Genomic DNA, 25570 nt, shown 5'->3' on the forward strand with positions numbered 1-25570 from the left:
TCCTTGCCGCGCGGGGCAAAAGCGTCAGATCAACGCTTCGATCAGGAACGGGCCGCGGCGCTTCAGGCCGTCCTGCAAGGCGCGGGCGAAGCCTTCCACGGTATCGACGCTGACCGCCTCCACGCCCATGCCGCGCGCCAGGTGGGTCCAGTCCAGATAGGGCTCTTCCAGGTCGAGCATGCGGCGCGCGTTGCGGCCCGGCTCCTGCACGCCCACGTTCTTCATCTCCCCATGCAGCGTGGCGTAGGAACGGTTGGCCAGGATCACCGTCAGGCAGTCCAGGTTCTCGCGCGCCTGCGTCCACAGCGCCTGCAAGGTGTACATGCCGCTGCCGTCCGCCTGCAGGGTGATGACCTTGCGGTCCGGGCAGGCCACCGCCGCGCCGGCCGCCAGCGGCAGGCCGATGCCGATGGCGCCGCCGGTCAGCATCAGCCAGTCATGCGGCGCGCTGCTGGCGCTGTAGATCGGGAATTCGCGGCCCTGGGTGATGGACTCGTCGCAGACGATGGCATTCTCGGGCAGGTGGTGCGCCACCAGGATGTTGACGGCGGCGCCGGTCAGCTTGCCGCTGGCCGGCACCTCGTAGGCCGGCGCGGGCGCCGCCAGGCGCGGCGCGTCGGCGGCGATGCCGAGTTCGTCGGCCAGCCATTCCAGCGCGTGCGCCAGGTCCTGCTCAACAGTGGCCAGCACGATCTTCTCGCAATCCTCGGGCGCCAGCAGGCTGGGCTTGCCGGGATAGGCGAAAAAGCCCACCGGGGCCTTGGCGCCGACCAGCACCAGGTGACGCACGTCCTTGAGCTTGGCCACGGCCAGGTCGATCGGGTACGGCAGCCGGTCCACCGGCGTGCGGTCGCCGCCGCGCTCGATGCGGCGGTTGGAGGTTTCGGACATCAGCCGCACGCCGGTGGCGCGGGCGATGCGGCCGGCGGCCTTGAGCGCGCGTTCGCGCAGCGCGGTGCTGCCCAGCAGCAGCGTGGTGGTTTCGCCGGAGCGGATCGCCTTGGCGGCGGCGCGCACCGCCTCGATGGTGGTGTGCGGCACGGCCTCGTCGACCACCTTGGCCACGGCGGTGTCGGCCGGCAGCTCGGTCCAGGCGGAGTTGGCCGGCAGGATCAGGGTGGCGATGTTGCCCGGATGGCGGCGCGCCACGGCAATGGCCTCGGCGGCGTCGGCCGACATCGATTCGGCCGACATGCCGCGCTTGACCCAGTGCGACATGGGACGCGCCACGCCTTCGACGTCGCTGGTCAGCGGCGCGTCGTATTGCACATGATAGGTGGCATGGTCGCCGACGATGTTGACCATCGGCGTGCGCGCGCGCTTGGCGTTGTGCAGGTTGGCCAGGCCGTTGCCCAGGCCCGGCCCCAGGTGCAGCAGCGTGGCGGCCGGCTTGTCGGCCATGCGCGCGTAGCCATCGGCCGCGCCCGTCACCACGCCTTCGAACAGGCCCAGCACGCAGCGCATCTTCGGTTTGCGATCCAGCGCCGCGACGAAGTGCATCTCGGACGTGCCCGGGTTGGCAAAGCAGACGTCCACATCATTGGCCAGAAGGGTATCGCAAAGACTATCAGCGCCGTTCATCGTGTTTCCCTGGTTGTTTTACGTAGGCTTGGGCCGGCGGCGGCGCGCCGGCCCGATTTGGCATGATAGGTAGCGTAGCGCAAACCGGGTAGAGCCATTTGCGCGGCTCGGCATGGAACCATTCCCCAGGTTCCGGCAACCGGAATTCAGGCCGCCGCCCCCAACGCTGTCCCGCCAGGAGAAGGCCGCGCCTACGCCAGGATCTGTCCCAGAAAAGCCTGCGCCCGCTCCGAACGCGGCGCCCGGAAAAAGTTGTCCGGCGTGTCGGTCTCGACGATCGCGCCCTGGTCCATGAACACCACCCGGTCGCCCACCTCGCGCGCAAAGCCCATCTCGTGGGTCACACAGACCATCGTCATGCCGTCGCGCGCCAGCGCCACCATGGTGTCCAGCACTTCCTTGACCATCTCCGGATCGAGCGCCGAGGTCGGCTCATCGAACAGCATGATCTTGGGCTGCATGCACAGCGCGCGGGCAATCGCCACGCGCTGCTTCTGGCCGCCGGACAGTTGGCCCGGATACTTGGCGGCGTGCTGCGGGATCCTGACGCGCTCCAGATACTGCATGGCGCGGCTTTCCGCCTCCGCCGACGCCACGCCCTTGACCAGCATCGGCGCCAGCGTGCAGTTTTCCAGCACCGTCAGGTGCGGGAACAGGTTGAAGTGCTGGAACACCATGCCCACCTCGGCGCGGATGCGTTCGATGTTGCCGACGTCGTCGTTCAGCTCGATGCCGTCGACCACGATCGTGCCCTGCTGGTGTTCCTCCAGCCGGTTCAGCAACCGGATGGTGGTGGACTTGCCTGAGCCGGACGGGCCGCACAGGATCAGCTTTTCACCGGGCCGCACCTCCAGGTCCAGCCCGTCCAGCACCTTGAAGTCGCCATACCATTTGGAGACGCTCCGCATCGTGATGATCGGCGCCAAGTCGTTCAATCCGTCCATCGCGTCAGGCCTTGGAAATGTCATGGTTGTCGCCGGCGCCGCTCCAGTAGCCCGGCACGGTCAGGCGCTTTTCCGAGCGGCGGAACAGGTAGGCCAGCACGCTGCACAGGGCGAAATAAATGACGCCCACCATGGTGTAGACCGTCAGCGCCTGGAAGGTGGCGCCCGCCAGCATCTCGCCGGCGCGCATCAACTCATACACGCTGATCACCGCCACCAGCGAGGTCTCCTTGACCAGCACCAGCGCGTAGTTGCCCAGCGCGGGGAATATGGTGCGCAGCGCCTGCGGCAGCACGATGCGCTGCAGCCGCTGCGTGCGCCGCAACCCCAGCGCCCGCGCCGCTTCGTACTGGCCCGCGTCCACCGACTGGATGCCGCTGCGGAACAGCTCGGCCAGGTAGGCGCCGAAGTTCAGCGTCAGCCCCAGCACGCCGGCCACGAAGCCGTTGATCACCACGCCCAGCTCCGGCAGGCCGTAGTAGATGTAGAACAGTTGCAGCAGCAGCGGCGTGCCGCGGATGATGTCGATGTAGACGCGGGCCGCGCGGCTGACCAGCGGCCGCCGCGACAGGCGGCACAGGCACACCACCAGGCCCAGCGCCACCGCCAGGAAAGCCGAACAGAAAAACAGCGCCAGGGTCCAGAGCGTGCCCTCGGCCAGGGGACTCAGGTACATGCGCAACGTGGCGAGATCCAATGCTTGCTCCTTAACTCGTGCTGCTTATCCGCGCGGCGGCGGCATTACTTGCTGAGCAGGTCGGATACGCCCCACTTCTGCCCGATCGCGGCCAGTTCGCCGTTGCGCTTCATCTCGGCCAGCGCGGCGTTGACGGCCTCCAGCAGCGCCGTATTGCCCTTCTGCACCGCCATGCCCACCTGCCACTTGCGCTGCGGCTGGTAGCCCGTGTCCAGCTTCACGCCGGGGATGTTCTTGGTCTTGATCTGGTAGATGATGCTGGGCGGATCGACGATGCCCAGATCGACGCGGCCGGCGCGCACATCGGCCAGCAGCGTGGAATAGTCCTGGTAGGTCGATACCTTGGTGCCCGGCATGTCCTTGATCATGTTGAACTGCACCGAGTCCACCAGCACGCCGACCTTCTGGCCCTGCATGTCCTCGAATTTGGCGTAGCGGCGGGTGGCCTTGTCGCTGACCACGATGCCCTCGCCCCATTCGTACACGGGCGCCGAGAAGTCGATGGCGCGGGCCCGCTCTTCGGTGATGAACAACGGCGCCGACATCAGATCGGCGCGCCCCGAGGTCAGCGTCGGGATCAGGCCCGAGAACGGCACGTCGGTGAGCTTGTCGGCCACGCCCAGATGCTTGCCGACCGCGGCGGCCACGTCCACCATGATGCCTTCGAGCCGGTTCGACTTCGGGTTCTTGAAACCGTGCGGCGGCGCGGACGCGGTGGTGACCACGTTCAAGGTCTTGTCGGCGCGCACCTCGTCGAGCGTACGCGCCACGCTGGCGCCGGCCTGGGCCAGCAGCGCGGCCGAAGCCAGGCCGAGCAGGATGGATTTGAGTTTCATGCAATTCCCCTTGTATGAAATGGATGCCGCAATGCGCCGGTTCAGTCCGGGCGTCCTTGCGGGTACTGCCGTACCGCCACCGCCGCCAGCGCGCAGAACTCCTGCATGACGGTGGCGGCCAGGAACGCCGTGGCGCCCTGCACGTCCTGCGGCGGCGAAACGGTGTTCACGTCGAACGCCACGAAATTCAGGCCCGCCAGTTGGCGCAACAGGCCCAGCCCTTCCTTGGGCGACAGGCCGCCCCACTCCGGCGTGCAGACGCCGGGCGCGCAGGACGGGTCGAAGATGTCCATGTCGAAGCACAGGTACACCGGCCGCTCGCCGATCTGCTGCTTGATGGCGTCGAGCGCGCCCTTCTGGTCCTGGTCGAACTCGTCGAAGGGCACGATGGTGTAGCCGACCTCGCGGCCGAACTCGATGACGCCCGGCATGAACGAACTGCCGCGCGTGCCCACGTGGAAGCTGCGGCGCACGTCCAGCAGGCCTTCCTCGGCGGCGCGGGTGAAGGTGGTGGCCGTGTTGTAGCCGGGGATCGGGTAGGTGTCGGTGTGCGAATCGAAATGCAGCACCACGAAGTCAGGATGACGTTGGGCCACGGCGCGCAACTGCGGCAGCGTCACGGCGCCGTCGCCTCCCATCGAGATCGGGATGGCGCCCGCATCGAGGATGGCGCCGATGCCCGCCTCGATCAGCGGATACGAGGCGTCGGGATCGCCGGGATGGCAGGCCACGTTGCCGACGTCGATGGCGCGCAGGAACTCGGGCGGATTGTCGATGCCGTGGCGGCGGAAGATGTCCACCGGCCGCAGCAGGCGCGACTGTTCGCGGATCGCGTCCGGCCCCTGCCGCGAACCGACCCGGAACGGATGCGTGCCGCAGTCGAACGGGATGCCCACGACACAGGCGCGCGCGGCGCCGCTACCGGCGGCGCGGGCCGGCGGCAGGCCCATGAATCCCGACACGGGATGAAAGCGGACTTCGGCGGACGACGGCACGGCGCGGCTCCTTGGCGACAGGCGGCAAGCTTGTGGCAGAGTGAATATTTAGATTCGATCAAATCGCTATACGATACGATCGTGTCATAAATAGATTAACGCGCGTGCCATCACCCCGCCAATTAGGGAGTTTCCCTTGATTGGCGAGTTAATATCCGATTGAAATAGTACGGAATTGACGTGACGACGCCCCGCGGCGGTGCGTCACCGATGCTTCAATTTGACGCGTCGCGCCAGCACTCCGAACCGGCCTCTCATGTCGCCGCGTCTTCATCGCCCCGAACATCCGCGTTCGCGGTGGGGCCAGGCCTCGATCAGGCCTCGTCGTCGCCCAAGGGCGCGCCCCGCAACGCGCCGCCCGGCGGTTCGAGCTCATAAAACGGATGCGAGCGCCCCAAGGTGCGCGAGGCGCTGATGGCGTGCGCCGTCTCCACCACCTGCGGCCCGAACACGGCCTGCGCCTGCTCGAACGACCAGCGGCTCGACGGCACCGAGACATTGACCGCGCCCAGCGGCGTGCCGCCGGCATCCAGCACCGCCGCGCTGACGGTGATGTCGCCGGGATAGAACTCACCGTTGGAACGCGCGTAGCCATGGCGGCGCGCGAACTCCAGCTCGGCCAGCAGCGCATCCAGCTCGGTGAGGGTGGCCGCGGTGTACGCCTTGCGGTCGCAACGCTCCAGCAGGCCGCGCGCCACATGCGGCTCAAGCCGCGCCAGCACCGCGCGGCCGGCAGCCGTGCAATACAGCGGCAGGCGCATGCCCACCGGCATGTTGACGAACATTTCCTTATGGGTCGCAAAGCGCGCCACGTAGACCATGTCCAACCCGTCGGGCTCGGCCAGGCTGCACGTTTCCTGGCAGTTGCGATTGAGCGTGTGCAGGAACGGGTTGCCGCCCAGCACCAGCGGGCTGGTCTGCACGTACTTCATGCCCAGTTCGAGCGACCACGGCCCCAGCGAGAACTTCTTGCTGGCCGGATCCTTGCGAAGGTAGCCCAACGTCCACAGCGTATGGGTGAACCGCTGCACCGAGCTCTTGCTCAGGCCGGTGGCCTCGGCCAGCTCCGGCAGCGTCATCGCCGGCCGGCCTTCGCTGAAGGCCCGCAGCACGGAAACGCCACGCGCCAGCGCGGCGATGAACAAGGGGGAATCCTCGGGTCGGGTCTGCGTCATGGCGCGGGATGCGTCCGGTGGAAAAGCGCATAGCGTACCGCATAACGGTTCGCCCATATCGCTCAACGATCCGATGCCCAGCGCCGCGGGGCATGCGGCATGCCGGAAACAAAACGGCCCGCGCAAGGCGGGCCGTTCGTGCTCAGATCACCGCAATCAGCGGATCGGCCACGGGTACATCGCGCCGCCCTTGCTCCACAGCGCGTTGGTGCCGCGTTGCAGGCCCAGCTTGCTGTCCTTGCCGACGTTGCGCTCGAACACTTCGCTGTAGTTGCCCACGGCCTTGATGGCGTTGTAGGCCCACTTTTCATCCAGGCCCATGTTCTTGCCGGCGCCCGGCGTCACGCCCAGGATGCGCGAGATGTTGGGGTTGTTGCTCTTGAGCATCTCGTCCACGTTCTTCTGCGTGATGCCGTATTCCTCGGCTTCCAGCAGCGCGAACAGCGTCCACCGGACGATGCCCAGCCAGTTCTCGTCGCCCTGGCGCACCATGGGGCCGAGCGGCTCCTTGGAGAAGCGTTCCGGCAGGATCTCGTAGTCGTCCGGCTTGGCGACCTGCGTGGCGCGCACGGCGGCCAACTGCGAGGCATCGTCGGTGAAGGCATCGCAACGGCCCGACTCGAAGGCGCGCACGACTTCGGTGACCTTGTCGATCACGACCGGCTTGAATTCGATGTTGTTGGCGCGGAACCAGTCGGCCAGGTTCAGTTCGGTGGTGGTGCCCGGCTGCACGCAGACGGTGGCGCCGTTCAGTTCCTTGGCGCTTTTCACGCCCAGCTTCTTGTTCACCAGGATGCCCTGGCCGTCATAGAAGCTGGCGGCCACGGCCGACAGGCCCAGCGAGGTGTCGCGGGTCTGCGTCAGCGTGACGGTGCGCAGCAGCACGTCGACTTCGCCCGATTGCAGCGCGGTAAAGCGTTGCTGGGTCGACAGCGCGGTGCCCTTGAATTTGGTCGGGTCGCCGAACACGGCGGCGGCGACGGCGCGGCAGATGTCCACGTCCATGCCTTCCCATTCGCCCTTGCTGTTGGTGGCCGAGAAGCCCGAGACGCCGTCGGTCAGGCCGCACTGCACGTACCCCTTCTTCTTGACCGCATCCAGCGTGGGGCCGGCCACCGCCGCCTGGGATGCGCACGCCAGGGCAAGCGCGCCGGCAGCAAACGAAATCAACCGCTTCATTATTGCTTCTCCTGAATTAGATGCCCCGCGCCGTCCTGTAGGCCCGTCGCGGCTGAAACCAAGCCCATGCTTTGCGGGCCGGCCGCCAGATTACGCGATGTCCACGGCGTGAACAACGCGCGGAGGCCTAGTGGAAACCCGAGTAGCAAGTCGTTGGCGAAATGCCCTCCAAGTCCGGTGATCGAACTTTATTGACGGGCCCGCGGGGCGGATCGCTGGACCCTGCGTGCCATACTTTTTTCGCGTCCTGGCTGACAGGCAACGCGATCACCATCCCTCAGAAAAAGCCGGCCGCGCCACTATAAAAACCCGGGACGCGCGCCAGCATTCGGCCGAATCATGGAGGAGACAAATCCATGGCACCCGCAAGGAAACCGCAGCCCCCCAGCTTCGCGGCGGAACACCGCCGCCATGTCCTCAAGACCCTGTTGTACGCCGCGCTCGCCGCGGGCGGGCTGGTCGCCGGCCCCGCGCACGCGGACGACTGGCCCAGCAAACCCATCAAGATCATCGTGCCCTACACGCCGGGCGGCTCCACCGATATCGTCACGCGCATCGTGGTCGAAAAGCTCGGGCCGCGCCTGAAGCAGACCATCATTGTCGAAAACCGCCCCGGCGCCAACAGCAGCGTGGGCTCGGCGATCGCGGCCAAGGCCGCCCCGGACGGCTACACCTTCCTGTCGATCCTGCCGGCCTACATCATCAACTTCCATCTCTACAAACTGGGCTACAAGCCGGACGACCTGGTTCCCGTGGCACAGATGGCCGACCTGCCGCTGTTCCTGTTCGTGGCGCAGGACCTGCCCGTGAACAGCGTGGCAGAGCTGGTGGAATACGCCCGCAAGCACCCCGACAAGCTCACCTATGCCTCCAGCGGCAACGGCTCCAGCGCGCACCTGACCGGCGCCGATTTCGCGCTGCGCAACAAGATCACCATGACGCACGTCGCCTACAAGGGCAGCGCGCCGATCCTCACCGACCTGCTGGGCGGCCGGGTGTCGATGGTGTTCGATCCCATCCTGGTGCCGATGCAGTACGTCAAGCAGAACCGCCTGAAGGCGCTCGGCTTCACCGGCAAGCAGCGCTGGCCCACAGAGCCGTCGATTCCCACCATGGAAGAGGCCGGCATGCCGGGCTTCGTCACCGGCTCCTGGGCCGGCCTGATGGCGCCAGCCAACACGCCCAGGCCGATCATCGAACGCATGGCGCGCGAGATCAGCGAGATCGTGCAGGAACCGGACGTGCGCCAGAAATTCCTGGACGCGGGCTTCCTGCCGGCCAGCGGCACCTCGGCGCAGTTCGCCGAACTGATGAAGCAGGATTCGGCGCGCTATGCCGGGATCATCGAGCAGGCCCGCATCACCGTGGACTGATGGCCGCGGGGCGCGCCGGCAACCCGCGCCCCGCCTGATACGAAGGCAACCATGATCGACAAGTTCATCGACACCCCCGCCGCCGCCGTGGCCGACATCCACGACGGCGCCACCGTGCTGGTCAGCGGCTTCGGCGGCGCCGGCATGCCCACCGAACTGCTGCACGCCCTGATCGAGCAGGGCGCGCGCGAGCTCACCGTGGTCAGCAACAACGCCGGCAACCACGAGACCGGCCTGGCCGCGCTGATCAAGGCCGGCCGCGTGCGCAAGGTGATCTGCTCGTTTCCCAAGGCCTCGCATTCGTGGGTCTTCGACGACCTGTACCGGCGCGGCGCCATCGAGCTGGAATGCGTGCCGCAGGGCACCATCGCCGAACGGCTGCGCGCCGCCGGCGCCGGCCTGGGCGGCTTCTTCACCCCCACGGCCTATGGCACCGAACTGGCCGCCGGCAAGGAGACCCGCATCATCGACGGCCGCGGCCATGTATTCGAGACGCCGCTGCACGGCGACTTCGCCCTGGTCAAGGCCGATCTGGCCGACCGCTGGGGCAATCTCACCTACCGCAAGAGCGCCCGCAACTTCGGCCCCATCATGTGCATGGCCGCGAAAACCACCATCGTGCAGGTGCGCGCCAAGGTGGCGTTGGGCGAGCTGTCGCCCGAGGCCGTGGTGACGCCAGGCATCTTCGTCAAGCGCGTCACCCAGGTGGCGCACTCCGCGTTCTCCAGTTGAAGGATTCCCCATGCCCACTCCCCTGACCCGCGAAGCCATGGCGCGGCGCCTGGCCCAGGACATTCCCGACGGCAGCTACGTCAACCTGGGCATCGGCATGCCGGTGCTGGTGGCCGCGCACCTGCCCGCCGGCCGCGAGATCGTGCTGCACAGTGAAAACGGCATTCTCGGCATGGGCCCGCCGCCGGCCGAGGACGACATCGACCTGGACCTGATCAACGCCGGCAAGCAGCCGGTGACACTGCTCGAAGGCGGCGCCTATTTCCACCACGCCGACTCCTTCGCCATGATGCGCGGCGGCCACCTGGACATCTGCGTCATGGGCGGCATGCAGGTCGCGGCCAACGGCGACCTGGCCAACTGGTCGCTCAACAAGCCCGGCGAGGCGCCGGCCGTGGGCGGCGCCATGGACCTGGCGGTGGGCGCGCGCCGCGTCTACATCCTGATGGAGCACAACAGCAAGGACGGCTCGCCCAAGATCGTCGAGCGCTGCGCCTATCCGCTGACCGGCGCCGGCGTGGTCGACCGCATCTACACCGACCTGGCCGTGATCGACGTGACGCCCGACGGCTTGTGGGTCCGGGATATGATCGACGGCATGACATTGACAGCGCTGCAGGCGCGCACCGGCGCGCCGCTGCGCGCAGGCTGATGCTGCCCAACCTTCCCCCGCCCGGCTACGCCGCGCCTCTCGCTCCCGAGGATCACCCCGATCAGTTGCGCGGTGATCCCGACTACATGCTGACGCTGGCGCGCGGCCTGCACGTGATCCGCGCCTTCGGCACCCGCCGCCATCCGCAGACCGCGGCCGAACTGGCGCGCCGCGCCGGCCTGCCGCGCGCGGTGGTGCAGCGCTGCCTGCACACGCTGATCCTGCTGGGCATCGCCGAACAGCATGGCCGCCAGTACATCCTGACGCCGCGCATCCTGGGGCTGGGCTACGCCTACTTCTCGTCCACGCCGTTCGTCTCGCTGGCGCAACCGGTGCTGGAAGAACTGAGCGCCAGCGTCAACGAGACCTGCGCGCTGGCCATCATGGAAGGGCACGAAATGCTCTACCTGGCGCGCTCGGAAGTGAACCGGCTGCTGGCCACCTCGATGGGGCTGGGCAGCCGGCTGCCGGCCTATTGCACCTCGATCGGCCGCGTGCTGCTGGCGCAGTTGTCCGAGCCGGCGCTGGCGCGCTACTTCGCCGCCATCGAACTGCAACCCTACACCGAGTTCACCATCACCACCGAAGCGCGGCTGCGGGCCGAGCTGGCGCGCATCCGCGAGCAGGACTACGCGGTGGTCGACCAGGAACTCGAATTGAATGTGCGCGCCATCTCGGTGCCGGTGCGCTCGGCCAGCGGCAAGGCCTGCGGCGCCGTCAACGTCAGCGTCAAGGCGGCGCGGGTGCCGCTGGAGCGATTGACGGGAGAATTCCTGGCGCCGATGCGCCAGGCGGTGGCCAGGATCGGGGAATTCCTGGCGGCCTGAAGGGCCGCCCCCCTACAGGTCGGTGGTGTCGAGCGTGAACGCGGCGGCGGCGCGGCCGATGCGGTCGTTGACCGCGTGCCACGCCTCGCTGTCCGGCGGCGCCTGCACGATGATGCGCGCGAAGCCCTGGCCGTCCAGGTCGCGCAACAACGCGTACAACGCCTGGGCGTAGCGCGCCGGATCGGCCGGCACCTGTTGCCACTGGATGCGCGCATCGACGGCCGCCGGCGGCGGCGTGTACGCCACCACCACGACCTTGCCCGGCGGCAGGCCGCGGCCTTGCAGCGCGGCTTGCAGGCGCGCGTCGGACGCCAGTTCCAACGCCGTGCGCGGCGCATAGTGCGCCTTGAGCGTGCCCGAGGCGCGCGGCGCGGCGGCGTCTGGCGCGAACACCTGCACGCCCAGCACGGCCTCGATCTGCGCGGCGCTGATATGGCCGGGGCGCAGCAGCACCGGGCCGGCGCCGCGGTCCAGCCGCGACAGGTCCAGGATGGTCGATTCGATGCCGACCTCGGCGGCGCCGCCTTCCAGCACCGGCATGCCGGCCGCGACCTCGTCGGGAAATTCGTGGCGCACGTGGTCGGCGCGGGTGGGAGATACCTGGCCGAACTTGTTGGCCGACGGCGCGGCCACGCCGCCCTGCCCGTTCGGCTTGCCGGCCGCGAACGCCGCCAGCAGCGCCTGCGCCACCGGATGCGAGGGGCAGCGGATGCCGATGCTGTCCTGGCCGCCGCTGACGGTGTCGGCGATGTGCGGCGCGCGCTTGAGGATCAGCGTCAGCGGACCGGGCCAGAAGGCGTCGATCAGCAGACGCGCCTCGGGCGGCACCTCTGCCGCCCAGTACGACAGGTCGCCCTGCGGCGCGATGTGCACGATTACCGGGTGGTTCGACGGCCGGCCCTTGGCGGCGTAGATCCTGCCCACGGCCTGCGGGTTCTCGGCGTCCGCGCCCAGGCCGTAGACGGTCTCGGTCGGGAACGCGACCAGCTCGCCGGCCAGCAGGCGCCGGGCGGCGTCGGCGATGTCCGCGGCGCTGGCGGAGTCGGGCGAAGCGGACATGGCGTTACTCGGGCGCCTGCATGCCCAGCGCGGCGGCGACACGCGCCGCGTCGGCCTGGGCCTGCTGCAGCGTCGGCGCGACGATGGTAACGTGGCCCATCTTGCGCCCGCGGCGCGCCTCGCGCTTGCCGTACAGGTGCAGCTTGGCCGTGGGCACCGCCAGCGCGGCGGCCCAGTCGGGCTCGCGCTGCGCGTCGCCGGAGGCCGACGGATACCAGATGTCGCCCAGCAGGTTCAGCATCACGGCGGGCGCCAGCAGGTCGGTGCCGCCCAGCGGCAGGCCGGCCATGGCGCGCGCCTGCTGCTCGAACTGGCTGGTGAGGCAGGCGTCCATGGTGTAGTGGCCGCTGTTGTGCGGACGCGGCGCGATCTCGTTGACGATCAGGCTGCCGTCCCGGAGCACGAAGAATTCCACGCACAGCACGCCGTGGTAGCCCAGGCCCTGCGCGATGGCCTGCGCGGCCGCGGTGGCCTGCGCCTGGCGTTCGGCGTGGGCGGCGTCGAGCTTGACCGGCGCCGCCGTCGACACGGCCAGGATGCCGTCGCGGTGCACATTGCGCGCCACCGGGAACACCACGCTGGAACCGTCGAAACCGCGCGCGAGCACGACCGAGATTTCGTAGTCCAGCGGCATCAGCGCTTCCAGCACGCAGGCCACGCCGCCGAACTCGGCGAACGCGGCCAGCGCGGCCTCGCGCGAATCGATGCGGGCCTGGCCCTTGCCGTCGTAACCCAGGCGCGCGACCTTGAGGATGCCGGGGAACAGGCTGTCGGGCGCGGCGCGCAGGTCGGCCTCGCTGCGGATGGCGGCGTGCGGCGCGACCGGGATGCCCTGGCTGGCGATGAAGGCCTTCTCGGCGATGCGGTCCTGCACGATGGCGACCGCGTCGGCGGCCGGGCTGACGCGACAGCGGGTCGCCAGCGCGCGCAGGCTGTCGGCCGGCACGTTCTCGAATTCGGTGGTGACGGCCTGACAGGTCTGCGCCAGGCGCGCGAGGCCGTCTTCGTCGTCATAGGCGGCCTGGATGTGCAGGTCCGCCACCATGCCCGCCGGGCATTCGGCGGCCGGGTCCAGCACCGCGACCTTGTAGCCCAGGCTTTGCGCCGCGTGACAGAACATGCGGCCCAGTTGGCCGCCGCCCAGCAGGCCGAGCCAGCCGCCCGGGGCAATGGTGAAAGCAGTCGATTGCGTCATGGGGATCAGGCCTCGGGCGGAACCTTCATGTCGCGCGCGGCCTGCGTCTGGCGCGCGCGGAATGCCACCAGCTTCTTGTGCAGGCCGGCGTCGGTGCCCGCCAGCGTGGCGATCAGGTGCAGCGCGGCGTTGGCGGCGCCGGCCTCGCCGATGGCGAAGGTGGCCACCGGCACGCCCTTGGGCATCTGCACGATGGACAGCAGCGAATCCTCGCCGCGCAGGTACTTGGACGGCACCGGCACGCCGAACACCGGCACTTCGGTCAGGGCCGCCATCATGCCCGGCAGGTGGGCCGCGCCGCCGGCGCCGGCGATGATGCCGCGCAGGCCGCGATCAAACGCGGCGGCGCCGTACTCGGCCATGTCCTGCGGCATGCGGTGCGCGGAAATCACGCGCGCCTCGTACGGCACGCCGAAGTCTTCGAGCATGGTGACGGCGTGCTTCATGACCTCCCAATCGCTGGAGGAACCCATAATCACGCCCACCACGGGGGTGGCCTGCGCCGCTGCGAAAGTCTTGGCTGTCATAACCGGTGTCGAGTCGTTGAAAGGCCGCGGCCGTGCCGCGAAACCCGGTATTTTACCCGGCGCCGGCGCCACCCCTAGGGCGTATTGCCCGAACCCAGCCAGAGATAGCCGGTGGGATTGTCCGGGCAGGGCCCGAAACCGCATTGCAGCGTGGTGCTGCCCAGGTTGGCGAGCACCATGATGAAAAACAGGGCCATGATGATTACGCCCAGCGCCGACACCGGCCGCTTGAGCATGTTGTCGCCCCATTTGCGATCCACCGACAGCATCAGCACGCAGAACACGATCAGGACGCTGAAGGCGATAAAAGCCCAGGTGTAGAAGTGCAGGCCCAGGAACGGCGTGCCATAGCCCGGGTCGCCCGGCGCGATGTGCAGCAGCACCTGGCGGCCCGCCGCCACCATGCCGCCGAGCGAGGCGGCAATCGTCATGGCGTAGTGCATGGGTGACGGGCCCAGCCGCAGGTTCAGCAGCAACCCCACCCCGGCCAGCATGAAGGCCACGCGTTGCAGCAGGCAGAGCGGGCAAGGCGGCTCGTCGTAGGCGAATTGCCAGGCGAAGGCCAGTCCCAGGATCGTCGTCACGCCCAGCAGGGCCAGGGCATTGAGCACGCGCGAGCCGCGCGCGGGATTGCGGGAAAAGATCATGTCGGCGGGCCTACAGCGACAGCGCCAGCGGGCTGGTCATGTGGAACTGGCACCAGGCGGCGAACACGCCCAGGGTGATCAGCCAGAAGGCGACGCAGGGACGGCGCTTGCCCAGCAGACCGAACCACACGGCGACCAATCCGGTCAGGAAAGGCAACATCATGATCATGCGCAGCTCCTTTCTTCGTCCGGTGGGCGATGCGCCCAGGCGGCGGCTGCGGGCCGCGTCCGGCAAGTTGGCGGAAAGGAGGCCGCGCGAGCACGCCGCCGGCCTCCGGATGCAGGTTGCCGGCGAGTATAGCGTAACAATACGCAATAATTTTTACGGAAAAGCAGGGATTTCCCTGACCGTCCGGCCGACGCGGACAAAAAAAACCGCCCGGTTCACGGGCGGCTCTCGGGGCGCGGCGCGCGCGTCAGGCGACCAGGCGGTCGAGCGCTTCGCGGTACTTGGCGGCGGTCTTTTCCAGCACGTCCTGCGGCAGGCGCGGCGCGGGCGGGGTCTTGTCCCAGGTCTGGGTCTCGAGCCAGTCGCGCACGAACTGCTTGTCGAAGGAAGGCGGGCTGATGCCCACGCGGTAACCGTCGGCCGGCCAGAAGCGCGAGGAATCCGGCGTCAGCACTTCGTCCATCAGGTACAGCGTGCCGTCGTCGTCCAGGCCGAACTCGAACTTGGTGTCGGCGATGATGATGCCCTTGGTGGCGGCGAATTTGGCCGCCTCGGCATACAGCTTGAGCGTGACGTCGCGGATGCGCTCGGCCATTTCCTGGCCGACTTCCTTGACCACGTGGGCAAAATCGACGTTTTCGTCGTGCATGCCGAACTCGGCCTTGGCGGCCGGCGTGAAGATCGGCTCGGGCAGTTGGCTGGCCTGCTGCAGGCCGGCGGGCAGCTTGATGCCGCAGACGGCGCCGGTGGCCTGGTAGTCCTTCCAGCCGGAACCGATCAGGTAGCCGCGGGCCACCGCTTCCACCAGGATCGGCTTGAGGCGCTTGACCACCACGGCGCGGCCGCGCACCTGGTCGACTTCATCGGGCGCCACCACGTCTTCGGGCTTGATGCCGGTGGAGTGGTTCGGCAGGATGTGGGCCAGCTTCTGCAGCCAGAACTCGGTCAGTTCGGTCAGCACCTGCCCCTTGCCGGGGATGGGATCGTCGAGGATGACGTCGAACGCCGAGATGCGGTCCGATGCGACGATCAGCAACTTGTCGTCGCCCACCGCGTACATGTCGCGGACCTTACCGCGGCCCAGCAGCGGCAAGGACTTGATGCTGGATTGATGCAAAGCAGAAGTCACGGAAAAATGGCCTATGGCAAAAATGGGGGTCGCGCAAAGCGCATAGGTTACTGCAAATAGCCCCGTCTTGCCGCGCGTCGGGCCGCGGGTTAGTCTGGCCGGATGCCAAAAAATGCGCCGGCCGCGCACCGCGTCACGGCGCCCCCTTTTCACCTGGAGGAGACACAGTCGTATGCAGGATGCAACCCAGAAACGCCCGCCCCACGCCGACGCGCAGGTCCACCTGACCGGCGGCTGCCAATGCGGGGCGGTGCGCTACGCGGTAACCGACGAACCCATCATGGCGGCCACCTGTCATTGCCGCGATTGCCAGTATTCCAGCGGCGGCGCGCCGGCCCACGCGCTGATCCTGCCGGCCGGCTCGGTCACCCTGCTGCGCGGCCAGGCGCGCGAACACCGTTACCAGGGCGATTCCGGCCATACCGTGATGCGCAGCTTCTGTGCGGACTGTGGCACGCCGCTGTTCGGCGGCTCGGAGGGCATGGGCTACGAAGTGGTGCGGGCCGGATCCCTGGACGATCCCGAGGCCTTCCACACCCGCGTCAGCATGTGGACCGATTCGGCGCCGTCCTGGCACCATGTGGACCGGACCGTGCCGAACTTCCCCCGCAACGCCCCGCCCGCCTGAGGCGCGCGCGACAGGCACGAAAAAAAGGCGGACCCTCGCGGGCCCGCCTTTTTGCTGCCCGCCTTCCCTGCAGGGAAGGCGGCCGGCGGCTTACTGCACCACCTGGGCCAGCTTGCCCGAGGCGTACTGGGCGGCGATCTCGGTCAGCGGCAGGGCCTTGATCTTGCTGGCGTTGCCGGCGGTGCCGAACTCGGTGTAGCGAGCCACACAGATCGCCTTGGCGGCGGCGCGGGCCGGCTTCAGGTATTCGCGCGGGTCGAACTTCTCGGGATTCTCGGCGAAGAAGCGGCGGATGGCGCCGGTCATGGCCAGACGGATATCGGTGTCGATATTGATCTTGCGCACGCCGTACTTGATGGCTTCCTGGATTTCCTCGACCGGCACGCCGTAGGTTTCCTTCATGTTGCCGCCGAATTCACGGATCTCGGCCAGCAGTTCCTGCGGCACGCTGGAGCTGCCGTGCATCACCAGGTGGGTGTTGGGCAGGCGGGCGTGGATTTCCTTGATGCGGGCGATCGACAGGATGTCGCCGGTGGGCTTGCGCGTGAACTTGTAGGCGCCGTGGCTGGTGCCGATGGCGATGGCCAGGGCGTCGAGCTGGGTGCGGCGCACGAAGTCGGCGGCCTGCTCCGGATCGGTCAGCAGTTGGTCCATGGTCAGCTTGCCGTCGGCGCCGTGGCCGTCTTCCTTGTCGCCTTCCATGGTTTCGAGCGAGCCCAGGCAGCCCAGTTCGCCTTCGACCGTCACGCCCAGCTTGTGGGCCACGTCCACCACCTTCTTGGTGACTTCGACGTTGTAGTCGTAGTCGGCGATGGTCTTGCCGTCTTCCTTGAGCGAGCCGTCCATCATGACGCTGGAGAAGCCCAGGTCGATGGCGCCCTGGCAGACCTTCGGCGACTGGCCGTGGTCCTGGTGCATGACCACGGGGATGTGCGGGTAGGACTCCACGGCGGCCTGGATCAGGTGCTTCAGGAAGCCTTCGCCGGCGTACTTGCGGGCGCCGGCCGAGGCCTGCATGATCACCGGGCTGTCGGTCTCCGCCGCGGCTTCCATGATGGCCTGGACCTGTTCCAGGTTATTGACGTTGAATGCCGGAATGCCGTAGCCGTGCTCGGCGGCGTGGTCGAGCAACTGGCGCATGGAGACTAGGGCCATGTGTGGTCCTCCTTAGGTACTGTCGATTGAAAGATGGTTGAAATCGAGCGGGATGGTGGGATTTTACGGGGGATTCGAAGAAAGGTCTTGAAACGGCCGGTATCCCTATCCACCAGGACTAAACCGGCCGCCGGAGCCGCGCGCGAACCGCGTCCGCCGTCCGGCCAGGATCGGCCCGGGACGCGGCCGGGCAGCCCCGCTCAGGGCCGTCCCGCGTGCGGCACGTCCACCTCGGCCACCAGAATCCGCCCCTCTGGTTTGGCGCGGCGGTTGGCCTCGATGAAATCGGGCGCCGCCGCCATGAACAGCGTCTTGCCGTCCGGCCCGCCCAGGGCCGCGGCGAAGATGCCCAGGTCGCCAGTATCGATCTGTTCCAGGATCCGGCCGCCGCGGGCCATCCGCACGATGCGCTTGCCGATGGCGTCGGCCACCCACAGCGCGCCCTCGGCGTCCAGCGCGCCGCCGTCCGGGCCGATGGCCGAGGCCGCGATCAGCACCGACAGGTCATCGGAATCCGGCAGCGCGCCGAAATGGGCCCAGTCGCGCCGAGGCCCCAGGGCGCCGTCAGGCAGGATGTCGAATTCCGAGATCCGGTTGCCGAAGGTCTCGTTGACGATCAGGGTCTTGCCGTCGGGGGTGATGAACGAACCATTGGGAAACCACAGCCCATCCGCCACCACCTGGGCCACCCCGTCCGGGTCCACCCGCACCAGGGTGGTGGTGGCAAAGGGCTCGCCGGCCATCAGGTCGAAACCGAAGTTACCCACATAGGCGCGGCCCTGGGCGTCGACCACCAGGTCGTTGATGGGGCCGCCGGTCAATGCCGACAGGTCCGCGTGCGGCACCAGTCGGCCATCCCGCTCGCGCCGCAGCAGCCTGCGGTCCTTCATGGAGGAGATCAGCAGCCGCCCGTCGGGCAGCCAGCCCAGGCCGGAGGGCTGCTCCAGCACCCGGCAGATCACCTCCGCCCGCCCCAGCAGGTCGACGGCGATCACCTTGCCCGTATAGAAATCGGAGGCCCACAGGCGCCCGTCGTGCCAGCGCAGGCCCTCCAGGAACGTATACCCCGACACCAGCACGGACAATTCGCGTTTCGGCATAGCTCTGTCTCCTATAAGGGGGGGCCTGTGTGACCCTTTTTTGTGTCGCCCGGCGGCGCACAGGCGGCCAGACCGGACCATTTTGTCATGCTCCGGCCGCCCTGGCAGTCAGGTATGACCCGTCCCCAACCTGACAACTAACTGTCAGGTTGGCGGCGTTAACATCGCGCCCCAAGGGTTAACCCGCGCCACTCCGGGTCCCCTCCGGCATATCCTTCATTGGACCGTTTCGCCCCGCCCCATGCCGGCGGGTAAGGCCTATCCGGCCAACCGACCAGGTCCCTGTTTTCCGTTTTTGAAGATGAATACTAAGAAGCTGACGCGTTACATCGGCATTGCCATGGTGCTGGGCGTCGTGGTGGGCTATTTCTGCAACAAGTACGCGCAGAACGCGCAAGAGGCCAAGGACATCGCCTCGTACTTCAGCCTCATCACCGACATCTTCCTGCGCATGATCAAGATGATCATCGCGCCCCTGGTATTCGCCACCCTGGTGTCCGGCCTGGCCAGCATGAGCGACGCCAGCGCCGTCGGCCGCATCGGCCTGCGCGCCATGTTCTGGTTCATCGCGGCCTCGGCCATCTCGCTGCTGCTGGGCCTGGCGCTGGTCAACATCTTCCAGCCCGGCGCCCACCTGAACCTGGCGCTGCCCGACGCGGCCGCCAGCGCCGGCCTGAAGACCGGCGACTTCACCCTCAAGGCCTTCATCGCGCACGTGTTCCCCAAGAGCATCGCCGAAGCCATGGCCAACAACGAGATCCTGCAGATCCTGGTGTTCTCGCTGTTCTTCGGCGCGGCGCTGTCGTTCATCCGCGGCAAGGGCCACAACACGATCTACACCATGATCGACGAGCTGGCCAAGATCATGTTCCGCGTCACCGACTACGTGATGCGCTTTGCGCCGCTGGGCGTGTTCGCCGCCATGGCCGCCGCCATCACCACCGAGGGCCTGGGCGTGCTGGTCAGCTACGGCAAGCTGATCGGCGAGTTCTACCTGGGCCTGGCGCTGCTGTGGGCCATCCTGTTCGGCGTCGGCTACCTGTTCCTGGGCAAGTCCACCTTCCGCCTGGGCGGCCTGATCAAGGAACCGACCCTGCTGGCCTTCTCGACCGCCAGCAGCGAATCGGCCTACCCCAAGACCATCGAGGCGCTGGAGCGTTTCGGCGTGTCCAAGCGCATCTCGGGCTTCGTGCTGCCGCTGGGCTACTCGTTCAACCTGGACGGCTCGATGATGTACCAGTCGTTCGCGGTGCTGTTCATCGCGCAGGCCTACAACATCGAGATGAGCTTCTCGCAGCAGTTGACGCTGCTGCTGGTGCTGATGGTCACCAGCAAGGGCATGGCCGGCGTGGCGCGCGCCTCGCTGGTGGTGGTGGCGGCGACGCTGCCGATGTTCCACCTGCCCGAGGCCGGCCTGCTGCTGATCATGGGCATCGACCAGTTCTTCGACATGGGCCGCACCGCCACCAACGTGGTCGGCAACAGCCTGGCCACAGCCGTCATCGCCAAGATGGAAGGCAAGGAAGAGGACCTGGCGGCCGGCGCCCCGTCCAGCCCTGCCACGGACACGGACTCGACGCCGGTGCGGACGGCCTCGCGCGAGGCCTGAACGGAACGCGCCAATACCTTCACGCCCCATGAAAAACGGGCCCCGCGCATCCACCGCGGGGCCCGTTTCTCATGGATCGGCCGGCAGCCCGCCAGGGACCGCCGCGCCAACTCAATCGTTGACCGAGCACGACACCGGCGCGCCGTCCTCGAATTCGACGTCGTAGGTATGGACCGGGTCCCACGGCAGCGTGAACCACAGCTCGTAACCATCGCCGTCTTCGTCGAACAGCCACAGCGCGCGCAGCACGGCCTTCTCGGCCATGGCTTCGGCGGTTTCCTCGCGCAGCAGTTGGTCGTCCTCGATGCCGAGCTTCTTGTAGTGCTCGTACGAGTAGTTGTCCAGCAGAAAGTCCGCCGCGGCCAGGATCTGCTCGTCGAGATTGCCGATGATGGCCTTGACCACCTTGGAAGCCGCGCCATCCGGCTCTTCGCCGTCGGTCTGGACCATGACGTGGATCGGCGGGCGGCCCTCGCCCACGGGCACGTTTTCCGCGGCCCAGAGATCGGGTTCTTCGGGGTCCTGGGTGAAGTTGAATCGTGCCATTGCGTGCTCCGGAAAATAAGGCAGACAGGCCGCCCGCTCGTTGGCGGCGTCCTCGTCCACCCATTTAACCAGATGCGCGTGTCCGCCGCTTGTCCATCGACAAGCTTCGGCGGTTTGCTCAGGCAGCCACCAGGCCGTTGGCCTCGGCCACCGGCGCCGGCACGCGAGCCGGCGCGTAGTGCGTCGAGAACACCAGGAGGCCGGCGCTCCAGGTATGGCTGATCAGCGGCAGCGCGCCGACCTGCGCCACCGCCACCAGGTCGGCGCGCTGGCCGACCGCGATACGGCCCCGATCGCGCAGGCCGCAGGCGTCGGCCGGATTGGCCGTCACCAGCGCGATCGCCTGCGACAGCGTCAGCTCGGTCTGCGCCGCGACCGCGAAGGCCGCGGCGATCAGGGTCGAGGGCTGGTAGTCCGAGCACAGGCAGCTCGCCACGCCGGCGCGGATCGCGTCGATGGCGCGCATCGACCCGCTCTGGCTCTTGCCGCGCAGCACGTTGGGCGCGCCCAGGATGGTGGGCAGGCCGCAGGAGACGGCGGCGCGGGCGGTGTCCAGGGTGATCGGGAATTCGCTCATCGCCACGCCCAGGTTGCGCATGGTGGCGATGCGATGGATCGAATCGTCGTCATGGCTGGCGGTCGGGATGCCCAGGACGCGCGCATGCGCCAGCAGGGTCTCGACCCGCTGCACCGCGCCGTCCTGGGCGCGGGCCTTGGCGTGCGCGGCCGCTTCGGCCTGCTCGCGGCTCATGGAATGGTTGCCGATCATGTACTGCAGGTACGACTCCAGCGTCTTGAACTGGCCCTGGCCGGGCGAGTGGTCCATCACCGACAGCAGGTCCACCGCGCCCTCGTCCATCAACTGCCGCAGCACCGGCACCGAGGTCGCGTCGGTGATTTCGTAGCGGCAATGCACGCGGTTGTCGACCAGGCTGTGCTGGCGGAAGGCGCGCACGCCGCGCACCACCTGGGCGGCGGTCTCGTTGTTGCGCACGCCCAGGTCGCTGTTGGCGAACGACAGCGCGTGGTAGGGCGTGGTGATGCCGGCCGCGGCATTGCGTCGGTCCACCTGGGCCACCGCGAAGTCCAGCGGGAATAGCACCTTCGAGCGCGGCTCGGCTTCCTTTTCGATGGCGTCGCAATGCAGGTCGACCAGGCCCGGCACCAGCGTCAGGCCACGCAGGTCGATCTCGTGCGCGCCGCGGGCGCCGTCAGGCGCGATGGCGGCGATGACGCCGTCCTCGATCATGACGGCGCCGTCTTGCAGCACGCGGTCCGGCAGCACGACGCGGGCGTGGGTCAAGTAGGTACGGGTCATGCTTACTCCAGTTCGACGGCGGCTTGCGCGGGGCGTAGCGCCAGGACGCGCGACGCCACCGCGTCGCGCACTTCTTCATCGTGGAAGATGCCCAGCAGGCAGCGGCCGGCGGCGCGCGCTTCGCGGATCAGCTCCACCACCACGGCGCGGTTGTCCGGGTCCAGCGAGGCGGTCGGCTCGTCCAGCAGCAGGATCGGATGCTGGGCGATGAAACCGCGGGCGATGTTGACGCGCTGCTGCTCGCCGCCCGAGAAGGTGGCGGGCGCCAGTCCCCACAGGCGCTGCGGCACGTTCAGGCGCCGCAGCATGGCGCCGGCGCGCTCGCGGGCCTCGTCCGGCTCGACGCCGGCCATGCGCAGCGGCTCGGCCACCACGTCCAGCGCCAACACGCGCGGAATCACCCGCAGGAACTGGCTCACGTAGCCGAGGACGTCGCGCCGCAACGCCAGGATGCGCTGCTCGGGCGCGCCGACCAGTTCCACCCAGTCATCGCCGGCGCGCACGCGGATGCTGCCTTCGGTGGCCAGGTAGTTGCCGTACAGGCAGCGCAGCAAGGTGCTCTTGCCGGTGCCCGAAGGGCCCGCCAGCACCAGGCAGTCGCCGGCGGCGGCGTCGAAATCGACCGCCTCCAGCACCGGCAGGCGGATGCCGCCCTGGTTATGCAGGGTGAACATCTTTCCGAGGCCCCGCACCTCGATCATGGGTTTCGCGACAGTCATGGTCAGCTCTGCAAAATGGAAGACACCAGCAACTGGGTGTAGGGATGCTGCGGATCGTCGAGGATCTGGTCGGTCAGGCCGCTTTCGACCACCTCGCCGCCGCGCATCACCAGGGTGCGGTGCGCCAGCAGGCGCGCCACCGCCAGATCGTGGGTGACCACGATCGCGGCCAGGCCCAGGTCGGTCACCAGTTGGCGCAGCAGGTCCAGCAGGCGGGCCTGCACCGACACGTCCAGCGACGCGGTCGGCTCGTCCATGAACACCAGGCGCGGATGGGTCACCAGGTTGCGGGCAATCTGCAGGCGTTGCTGCATGCCGCCGGAGAAAGAAGCCGGCGCGTCGTCCAGGCGTCCCGCGTCGATCTCCATCTTCCGCAGCCAGCCGCTCGCGGCCTGGCGCAACTCGCCGTAGTGGCGGTCGCCCACCGCCATCAGGCGTTCGGCGATGTTGGCGCCGGCGCTGACCTGCATGCGCAGGCCGTCGCGGGCGTTCTGGCGCACGAAGCCCCAGTCGGTGCGGGCCAGCAGCCGCAGGCGCGCGCCGGACAGCGCAGCCAGGTCGGTGAAACCCTGGTCGCGGGTGTCGTACCAGACACTGCCGGCGTCGGGCGCGGTCTGGTACGACACGGCCGACAGCAGCGTGCTCTTGCCGGAACCGGACTCGCCCACCACGCACAACACCTCGCCGGGGAACAGGTCGAAACTGACGTTGCGGCAACCGTGCACGCCGTCCCAGGTGCGCGTCATGCCGCGCACGGAAAGCAAGGGTTGGGCGTTCATGCGGTGGCTTCCTTCGCGGCCTGCGCGGCCTGGCGGTCGTTGCAGTATTCGGTATCGGAGCAGACGAAGCGGCGGGTGCCGGCATCGTCCAGGATGATCTCGTCGAGGAAGCTGTCGCGCGAGCCGCACACGTCGCAGCATTCCGACCACTTCTCCACGGTGAAGGGATGGTCCTCGAAATCCAGGCTCTTGACCCGGGTGTAAGGCGGCACCGCATAGACCCGCTTTTCGCGGCCGGCGCCGAACAGCATCAGCGCCGGGCTGTTGTCCAGCTTGGGGTTGTCGAACTTCGGGATCGGCGACGGCCGCATCATGTAGCGGTCGTTGACGATCACCGGGTAGTCGTAGGTAGTGGCGATGTGGCCATGCTGGGCGATGTCCTCGTACAGCTTGACGTGCATGCCGCCATATTCGGCCAGCGCGTGCATGGTGCGGGTCTCGGTCTCGCTCGGTTCGAGCCAGCGCAGCGGCTCGGGGATCGGCACCTGGAACACCATGATCTGGTCGGCCCGCAGCGGCGTTTCCGGAATGCGGTGGCGCGTCTGCACGATGCTGGCGTCGCGGGTCGATTCGGTGGTGGCCACGCCGGTCACGCGACCGAAGAAGCGGCGAATGTTGATGGCGTTGGTGGTGTCGTCCGAGCCCTGGTCGATCACCTTGAGCACGTCGCCCGGGCCGATGATCGACGCCGTCACCTGGATGCCGCCCGTGCCCCAGCCATAGGGCAGCGGCATCTCGCGGCTGCCGAACGGCACCTGGTAGCCGGGAATCGCTACCGCCTTGAGCAGCGCGCGGCGCAGCATGCGCTTGGTGGACTCGTCGAGGTAGGCGAAGTTATAGTGCTCGTCGCGTTCGACCGCGGCGCCGGAAGTGGGGGAAGTCGTCATGAGGAAATGGCCTCGTCGAGCTGGCGGGTGTTCTCGGGGGCCGGCGCGGCGCGCTCGGCGCGCAGGCGGCGCAGCAGTTCCAGGTTGGCCTGGAAGTCCACGTAGTGCGGCAGCTTCAAGTGCTGCACGAAGCCGGAGGCCTCGACGTTGTCGCTGTGGTACAGCACGAACTCGTGGTCATTGGCAGGCGAGTCGGCGCGTTCGCCGAGTTCCTGCGCCTTCATGGCGCGGTCCACCAGCGCCATCGACATGGCCTTGCGCTCGCCGTAGCCAAAGGTCAGGCCATAGCCGCGGGTGAACTTGGGGCCTTGCCCGGCGTTGCCGGCGAACTGGCTCACCATCTGGCATTCGGTGATCTCGATCTCGCCCACCGTGACGGCGAAACCCAGTTCCTCGATGTGCATCTCGACTTCCACGAAACCGTAGCGGATCTCGGCGGCGAACGGGTGCGTGTTGCCGTAGCCGCGCTGCGTGGAATAGCCCATCGACAAGAGGAAGCCCTCGTCGGCGCGCGCCAGATTCTGCAGGCGAGCGGCGCGCGAGGCAGGAAAGTCCAGCGGCTGGCGCGTCAGGTCGAACGGCTCGGGATCGCCCTCGGGCACCGCCTCGGCGTCGATCAGGTCGTCGTGCGCCAGCAGGTCGGTGACGCGCGGCATGGCGCTGTCCAGCGGCTCGCCGCCCGCCGGCAGGGCGTCGGCCTCGCGCTCGGCCTCCAGCGAGAAGTCCAGCAGGCGCTGGGTGTAGTCGTAGGTCGGCCCGAGGATCTGGCCGCCGGGCACGTCCTTGAAAGTCGACGAGATGCGGCGCTGCAGGCGCATGGCGCCGGTGTCGATCGGCTGGGTGTAGCCGTAGCGCGACAGCGTGGTGCGGTAGGCGCGCAGCAGGAACACCGCTTCGATCACGTCGCCGGCGGCCTGCTTGAGCGCCAGCGCCGCCAGTTGCGGATCGTAGAGCGAGCCTTCGGCCATCACGCGCGACACCGCCAGCGGCATCTGTTCGCGGATCTGGTCCAGGCTCAGTTCGGGCAGGGCCCGGTCGCCGCGCCGATAGTCGTCCAGCATTCTGTAGGAATTGAGGATGGCGCGTTCGCCCCCTTTGACGGCCACATACAT

27 protein-coding genes are annotated in these 25570 nt (G+C 68.0%); 6 read left to right on the forward strand and 21 right to left on the reverse strand.

Annotation, left to right across the window (positions count from 1 at the left end; genetic code table 11):
• Positions 1 to 24: 24 nt before the first annotated feature.
• The 7 genes from AAID08_RS22230 to AAID08_RS22260 all read right to left on the reverse strand — a co-directional run bounded on the left by AAID08_RS22230 (position 25) and on the right by AAID08_RS22260 (position 7407).
• Complete coding sequence (locus AAID08_RS22230) at positions 25 to 1581, reverse strand: acetolactate synthase large subunit (RefSeq protein ID WP_343719685.1); 1557 nt, start codon at positions 1579 to 1581, stop codon at positions 25 to 27.
• Positions 1582 to 1772: 191 nt separating this feature from the next.
• Positions 1773 to 2525 (reverse strand): amino acid ABC transporter ATP-binding protein, encoded by a 753-nt coding sequence (locus AAID08_RS22235; protein ID WP_395756900.1) that lies wholly within the window; start codon positions 2523 to 2525, stop codon positions 1773 to 1775.
• A gap of 4 nt (positions 2526 to 2529) precedes the next feature.
• Positions 2530 to 3222 (reverse strand): amino acid ABC transporter permease, encoded by a 693-nt coding sequence (locus AAID08_RS22240; protein WP_049075464.1) that lies wholly within the window; start codon positions 3220 to 3222, stop codon positions 2530 to 2532.
• Positions 3223 to 3266: 44 nt separating this feature from the next.
• Positions 3267 to 4058, reverse strand: coding sequence for an ABC transporter substrate-binding protein (locus AAID08_RS22245; RefSeq protein WP_064528307.1), 792 nt, complete (start codon positions 4056 to 4058; stop codon positions 3267 to 3269).
• A gap of 41 nt (positions 4059 to 4099) precedes the next feature.
• Complete coding sequence (locus AAID08_RS22250; protein WP_064528353.1) at positions 4100 to 5008, reverse strand: arginase family protein; 909 nt, start codon at positions 5006 to 5008, stop codon at positions 4100 to 4102.
• A gap of 359 nt (positions 5009 to 5367) precedes the next feature.
• Positions 5368 to 6228: an IclR family transcriptional regulator gene (locus AAID08_RS22255; protein ID WP_343719686.1), complete on the reverse strand. Its 861-nt coding sequence runs from the start codon at positions 6226 to 6228 to the stop codon at positions 5368 to 5370.
• Between the two features lie 156 nt (positions 6229 to 6384).
• Positions 6385 to 7407, reverse strand: coding sequence for an amino acid ABC transporter substrate-binding protein (locus AAID08_RS22260; RefSeq protein WP_006385546.1), 1023 nt, complete (start codon positions 7405 to 7407; stop codon positions 6385 to 6387).
• 356 nt (positions 7408 to 7763) lie between these two features.
• On the opposite strand from AAID08_RS22260, the gene AAID08_RS22265 reads away from it, so the two are divergent.
• Genes AAID08_RS22265 through AAID08_RS22280 form a run of 4 tightly spaced genes read left to right on the forward strand, consistent with a single transcriptional unit; the run spans position 7764 to position 10991 of the window.
• Positions 7764 to 8780, forward strand: coding sequence for a tripartite tricarboxylate transporter substrate binding protein (locus AAID08_RS22265; RefSeq protein ID WP_343719687.1), 1017 nt, complete (start codon positions 7764 to 7766; stop codon positions 8778 to 8780).
• A 51-nt stretch (positions 8781 to 8831) separates the two neighbouring features.
• Positions 8832 to 9512, forward strand: coding sequence for a 3-oxoacid CoA-transferase subunit A (locus AAID08_RS22270; RefSeq protein WP_054501052.1), 681 nt, complete (start codon positions 8832 to 8834; stop codon positions 9510 to 9512).
• Between the two features lie 10 nt (positions 9513 to 9522).
• On the forward strand, positions 9523 to 10164 hold the full coding sequence (locus AAID08_RS22275) for a 3-oxoacid CoA-transferase subunit B (protein WP_054517278.1): 642 nt from the start codon (positions 9523 to 9525) through the stop codon (positions 10162 to 10164).
• On the forward strand, positions 10164 to 10991 hold the full coding sequence (locus AAID08_RS22280) for an IclR family transcriptional regulator C-terminal domain-containing protein (RefSeq protein WP_054501050.1): 828 nt from the start codon (positions 10164 to 10166) through the stop codon (positions 10989 to 10991). Before AAID08_RS22275 ends, AAID08_RS22280 begins: the two co-directional genes overlap by 1 nt.
• 12 nt (positions 10992 to 11003) lie before the next feature.
• Here the strand turns inward: AAID08_RS22280 and AAID08_RS22285 are convergent, their stop codons facing one another.
• The 6 genes from AAID08_RS22285 to AAID08_RS22310 all read right to left on the reverse strand — a co-directional run bounded on the left by AAID08_RS22285 (position 11004) and on the right by AAID08_RS22310 (position 15717).
• Entirely contained in the window at positions 11004 to 12050 is a 1047-nt protein-coding gene (locus AAID08_RS22285) for an L-threonylcarbamoyladenylate synthase (RefSeq protein WP_175167528.1), read from the reverse strand.
• A gap of 4 nt (positions 12051 to 12054) precedes the next feature.
• Complete coding sequence (locus tag AAID08_RS22290) at positions 12055 to 13245, reverse strand: 5-(carboxyamino)imidazole ribonucleotide synthase (protein WP_054501048.1); 1191 nt, start codon at positions 13243 to 13245, stop codon at positions 12055 to 12057.
• A gap of 5 nt (positions 13246 to 13250) precedes the next feature.
• Positions 13251 to 13772: a 5-(carboxyamino)imidazole ribonucleotide mutase gene (gene purE, locus AAID08_RS22295; protein WP_175167526.1), complete on the reverse strand. Its 522-nt coding sequence runs from the start codon at positions 13770 to 13772 to the stop codon at positions 13251 to 13253.
• Between the two features lie 74 nt (positions 13773 to 13846).
• Complete coding sequence (locus tag AAID08_RS22300; RefSeq protein WP_054501046.1) at positions 13847 to 14419, reverse strand: disulfide bond formation protein B; 573 nt, start codon at positions 14417 to 14419, stop codon at positions 13847 to 13849.
• A gap of 10 nt (positions 14420 to 14429) precedes the next feature.
• Positions 14430 to 14588 carry a DUF5993 family protein gene (locus AAID08_RS22305; RefSeq protein ID WP_006390808.1) on the reverse strand — a complete coding sequence of 53 codons (159 nt, stop codon included), beginning with the start codon at positions 14586 to 14588 and terminating at the stop codon, positions 14430 to 14432.
• 247 nt (positions 14589 to 14835) lie between these two features.
• Positions 14836 to 15717, reverse strand: coding sequence for a phosphoribosylaminoimidazolesuccinocarboxamide synthase (locus tag AAID08_RS22310; RefSeq protein ID WP_049075485.1), 882 nt, complete (start codon positions 15715 to 15717; stop codon positions 14836 to 14838).
• A 172-nt stretch (positions 15718 to 15889) separates the two neighbouring features.
• Between AAID08_RS22310 and AAID08_RS22315 the strand changes: the two genes are divergently transcribed.
• A complete protein-coding gene (locus AAID08_RS22315) occupies positions 15890 to 16345 on the forward strand; it encodes a GFA family protein (RefSeq protein WP_054501045.1) in 456 nt (151 codons plus the stop codon).
• Positions 16346 to 16435: 90 nt separating this feature from the next.
• On the opposite strand, the gene fba is transcribed toward AAID08_RS22315, so the two are convergent.
• Positions 16436 to 17500: a class II fructose-bisphosphate aldolase gene (fba, locus tag AAID08_RS22320; RefSeq protein ID WP_049075489.1), complete on the reverse strand. Its 1065-nt coding sequence runs from the start codon at positions 17498 to 17500 to the stop codon at positions 16436 to 16438.
• A gap of 200 nt (positions 17501 to 17700) precedes the next feature.
• Complete coding sequence (locus AAID08_RS22325; protein WP_054501044.1) at positions 17701 to 18600, reverse strand: SMP-30/gluconolactonase/LRE family protein; 900 nt, start codon at positions 18598 to 18600, stop codon at positions 17701 to 17703.
• Between the two features lie 301 nt (positions 18601 to 18901).
• Here AAID08_RS22325 and AAID08_RS22330 point away from each other — a divergent pair, with 301 nt between their 5' ends.
• A complete protein-coding gene (locus AAID08_RS22330; protein WP_054501043.1) occupies positions 18902 to 20209 on the forward strand; it encodes a dicarboxylate/amino acid:cation symporter in 1308 nt (435 codons plus the stop codon).
• A 111-nt stretch (positions 20210 to 20320) separates the two neighbouring features.
• Here AAID08_RS22330 and AAID08_RS22335 read toward each other — a convergent pair whose 3' ends face one another.
• The 6 genes from AAID08_RS22335 to AAID08_RS22360 form a co-directional block, all read right to left on the reverse strand.
• Positions 20321 to 20755, reverse strand: coding sequence for a hypothetical protein (locus AAID08_RS22335; protein ID WP_049075499.1), 435 nt, complete (start codon positions 20753 to 20755; stop codon positions 20321 to 20323).
• A gap of 118 nt (positions 20756 to 20873) precedes the next feature.
• Positions 20874 to 22073 carry an alpha-D-ribose 1-methylphosphonate 5-triphosphate diphosphatase gene (locus AAID08_RS22340; RefSeq protein WP_395756901.1) on the reverse strand — a complete coding sequence of 400 codons (1200 nt, stop codon included), beginning with the start codon at positions 22071 to 22073 and terminating at the stop codon, positions 20874 to 20876.
• 2 nt (positions 22074 to 22075) lie between these two features.
• Entirely contained in the window at positions 22076 to 22792 is a 717-nt protein-coding gene (gene phnL / locus AAID08_RS22345; protein ID WP_395756902.1) for a phosphonate C-P lyase system protein PhnL, read from the reverse strand.
• A 2-nt stretch (positions 22793 to 22794) separates the two neighbouring features.
• Positions 22795 to 23571 carry a phosphonate C-P lyase system protein PhnK gene (gene phnK / locus AAID08_RS22350; protein ID WP_054417160.1) on the reverse strand — a complete coding sequence of 259 codons (777 nt, stop codon included), beginning with the start codon at positions 23569 to 23571 and terminating at the stop codon, positions 22795 to 22797.
• Positions 23568 to 24458, reverse strand: a complete 891-nt coding sequence (locus tag AAID08_RS22355) for an alpha-D-ribose 1-methylphosphonate 5-phosphate C-P-lyase PhnJ (protein WP_054501040.1) — start codon at positions 24456 to 24458, stop codon at positions 23568 to 23570. The genes phnK and AAID08_RS22355 overlap by 4 nt, the downstream gene beginning before the upstream one ends.
• Positions 24455 to 25570, reverse strand: a complete 1116-nt coding sequence (locus AAID08_RS22360; protein ID WP_144655330.1) for a carbon-phosphorus lyase complex subunit PhnI — start codon at positions 25568 to 25570, stop codon at positions 24455 to 24457. Before AAID08_RS22360 ends, AAID08_RS22355 begins: the two co-directional genes overlap by 4 nt.

It is taken from the genome of Achromobacter sp. EB05 (genome assembly GCF_044232075.1).
GTDB classification, from domain to species: domain Bacteria; phylum Pseudomonadota; class Gammaproteobacteria; order Burkholderiales; family Burkholderiaceae_B; genus Achromobacter; species Achromobacter dolens.

Coding starts and splice junctions, on each gene's coding strand:
- AAID08_RS22230 (WP_343719685.1), bottom strand. CDS start 1,581: ATGAACGGCGCTGATAGTCTTTGCGATACCCTTCTGGCCAATGATGTG.
- AAID08_RS22235 (WP_395756900.1), bottom strand. CDS start 2,525: ATGGACGGATTGAACGACTTGGCGCCGATCATCACGATGCGGAGCGTC.
- AAID08_RS22245 (WP_064528307.1), bottom strand. CDS start 4,058: ATGAAACTCAAATCCATCCTGCTCGGCCTGGCTTCGGCCGCGCTGCTG.
- AAID08_RS22250 (WP_064528353.1), bottom strand. CDS start 5,008: ATGGGCCTGCCGCCGGCCCGCGCCGCCGGTAGCGGCGCCGCGCGCGCC.
- AAID08_RS22255 (WP_343719686.1), bottom strand. CDS start 6,228: ATGACGCAGACCCGACCCGAGGATTCCCCCTTGTTCATCGCCGCGCTG.
- AAID08_RS22260 (WP_006385546.1), bottom strand. CDS start 7,407: ATGAAGCGGTTGATTTCGTTTGCTGCCGGCGCGCTTGCCCTGGCGTGC.
- AAID08_RS22265 (WP_343719687.1), top strand. CDS start 7,764: ATGGCACCCGCAAGGAAACCGCAGCCCCCCAGCTTCGCGGCGGAACAC.
- AAID08_RS22270 (WP_054501052.1), top strand. CDS start 8,832: ATGATCGACAAGTTCATCGACACCCCCGCCGCCGCCGTGGCCGACATC.
- AAID08_RS22275 (WP_054517278.1), top strand. CDS start 9,523: ATGCCCACTCCCCTGACCCGCGAAGCCATGGCGCGGCGCCTGGCCCAG.
- AAID08_RS22280 (WP_054501050.1), top strand. CDS start 10,164: ATGCTGCCCAACCTTCCCCCGCCCGGCTACGCCGCGCCTCTCGCTCCC.
- AAID08_RS22285 (WP_175167528.1), bottom strand. CDS start 12,050: ATGTCCGCTTCGCCCGACTCCGCCAGCGCCGCGGACATCGCCGACGCC.
- AAID08_RS22290 (WP_054501048.1), bottom strand. CDS start 13,245: ATGACGCAATCGACTGCTTTCACCATTGCCCCGGGCGGCTGGCTCGGC.
- purE (WP_175167526.1), bottom strand. CDS start 13,772: ATGACAGCCAAGACTTTCGCAGCGGCGCAGGCCACCCCCGTGGTGGGC.
- AAID08_RS22300 (WP_054501046.1), bottom strand. CDS start 14,419: ATGATCTTTTCCCGCAATCCCGCGCGCGGCTCGCGCGTGCTCAATGCC.
- AAID08_RS22305 (WP_006390808.1), bottom strand. CDS start 14,588: ATGATCATGATGTTGCCTTTCCTGACCGGATTGGTCGCCGTGTGGTTC.
- AAID08_RS22315 (WP_054501045.1), top strand. CDS start 15,890: ATGCAGGATGCAACCCAGAAACGCCCGCCCCACGCCGACGCGCAGGTC.
- fba (WP_049075489.1), bottom strand. CDS start 17,500: ATGGCCCTAGTCTCCATGCGCCAGTTGCTCGACCACGCCGCCGAGCAC.
- AAID08_RS22325 (WP_054501044.1), bottom strand. CDS start 18,600: ATGCCGAAACGCGAATTGTCCGTGCTGGTGTCGGGGTATACGTTCCTG.
- AAID08_RS22330 (WP_054501043.1), top strand. CDS start 18,902: ATGAATACTAAGAAGCTGACGCGTTACATCGGCATTGCCATGGTGCTG.
- AAID08_RS22335 (WP_049075499.1), bottom strand. CDS start 20,755: ATGGCACGATTCAACTTCACCCAGGACCCCGAAGAACCCGATCTCTGG.
- AAID08_RS22340 (WP_395756901.1), bottom strand. CDS start 22,073: ATGACCCGTACCTACTTGACCCACGCCCGCGTCGTGCTGCCGGACCGC.
- phnL (WP_395756902.1), bottom strand. CDS start 22,792: ATGACTGTCGCGAAACCCATGATCGAGGTGCGGGGCCTCGGAAAGATG.
- phnK (WP_054417160.1), bottom strand. CDS start 23,571: ATGAACGCCCAACCCTTGCTTTCCGTGCGCGGCATGACGCGCACCTGG.
- AAID08_RS22355 (WP_054501040.1), bottom strand. CDS start 24,458: ATGACGACTTCCCCCACTTCCGGCGCCGCGGTCGAACGCGACGAGCAC.
- AAID08_RS22360 (WP_144655330.1), bottom strand. CDS start 25,570: ATGTATGTGGCCGTCAAAGGGGGCGAACGCGCCATCCTCAATTCCTAC.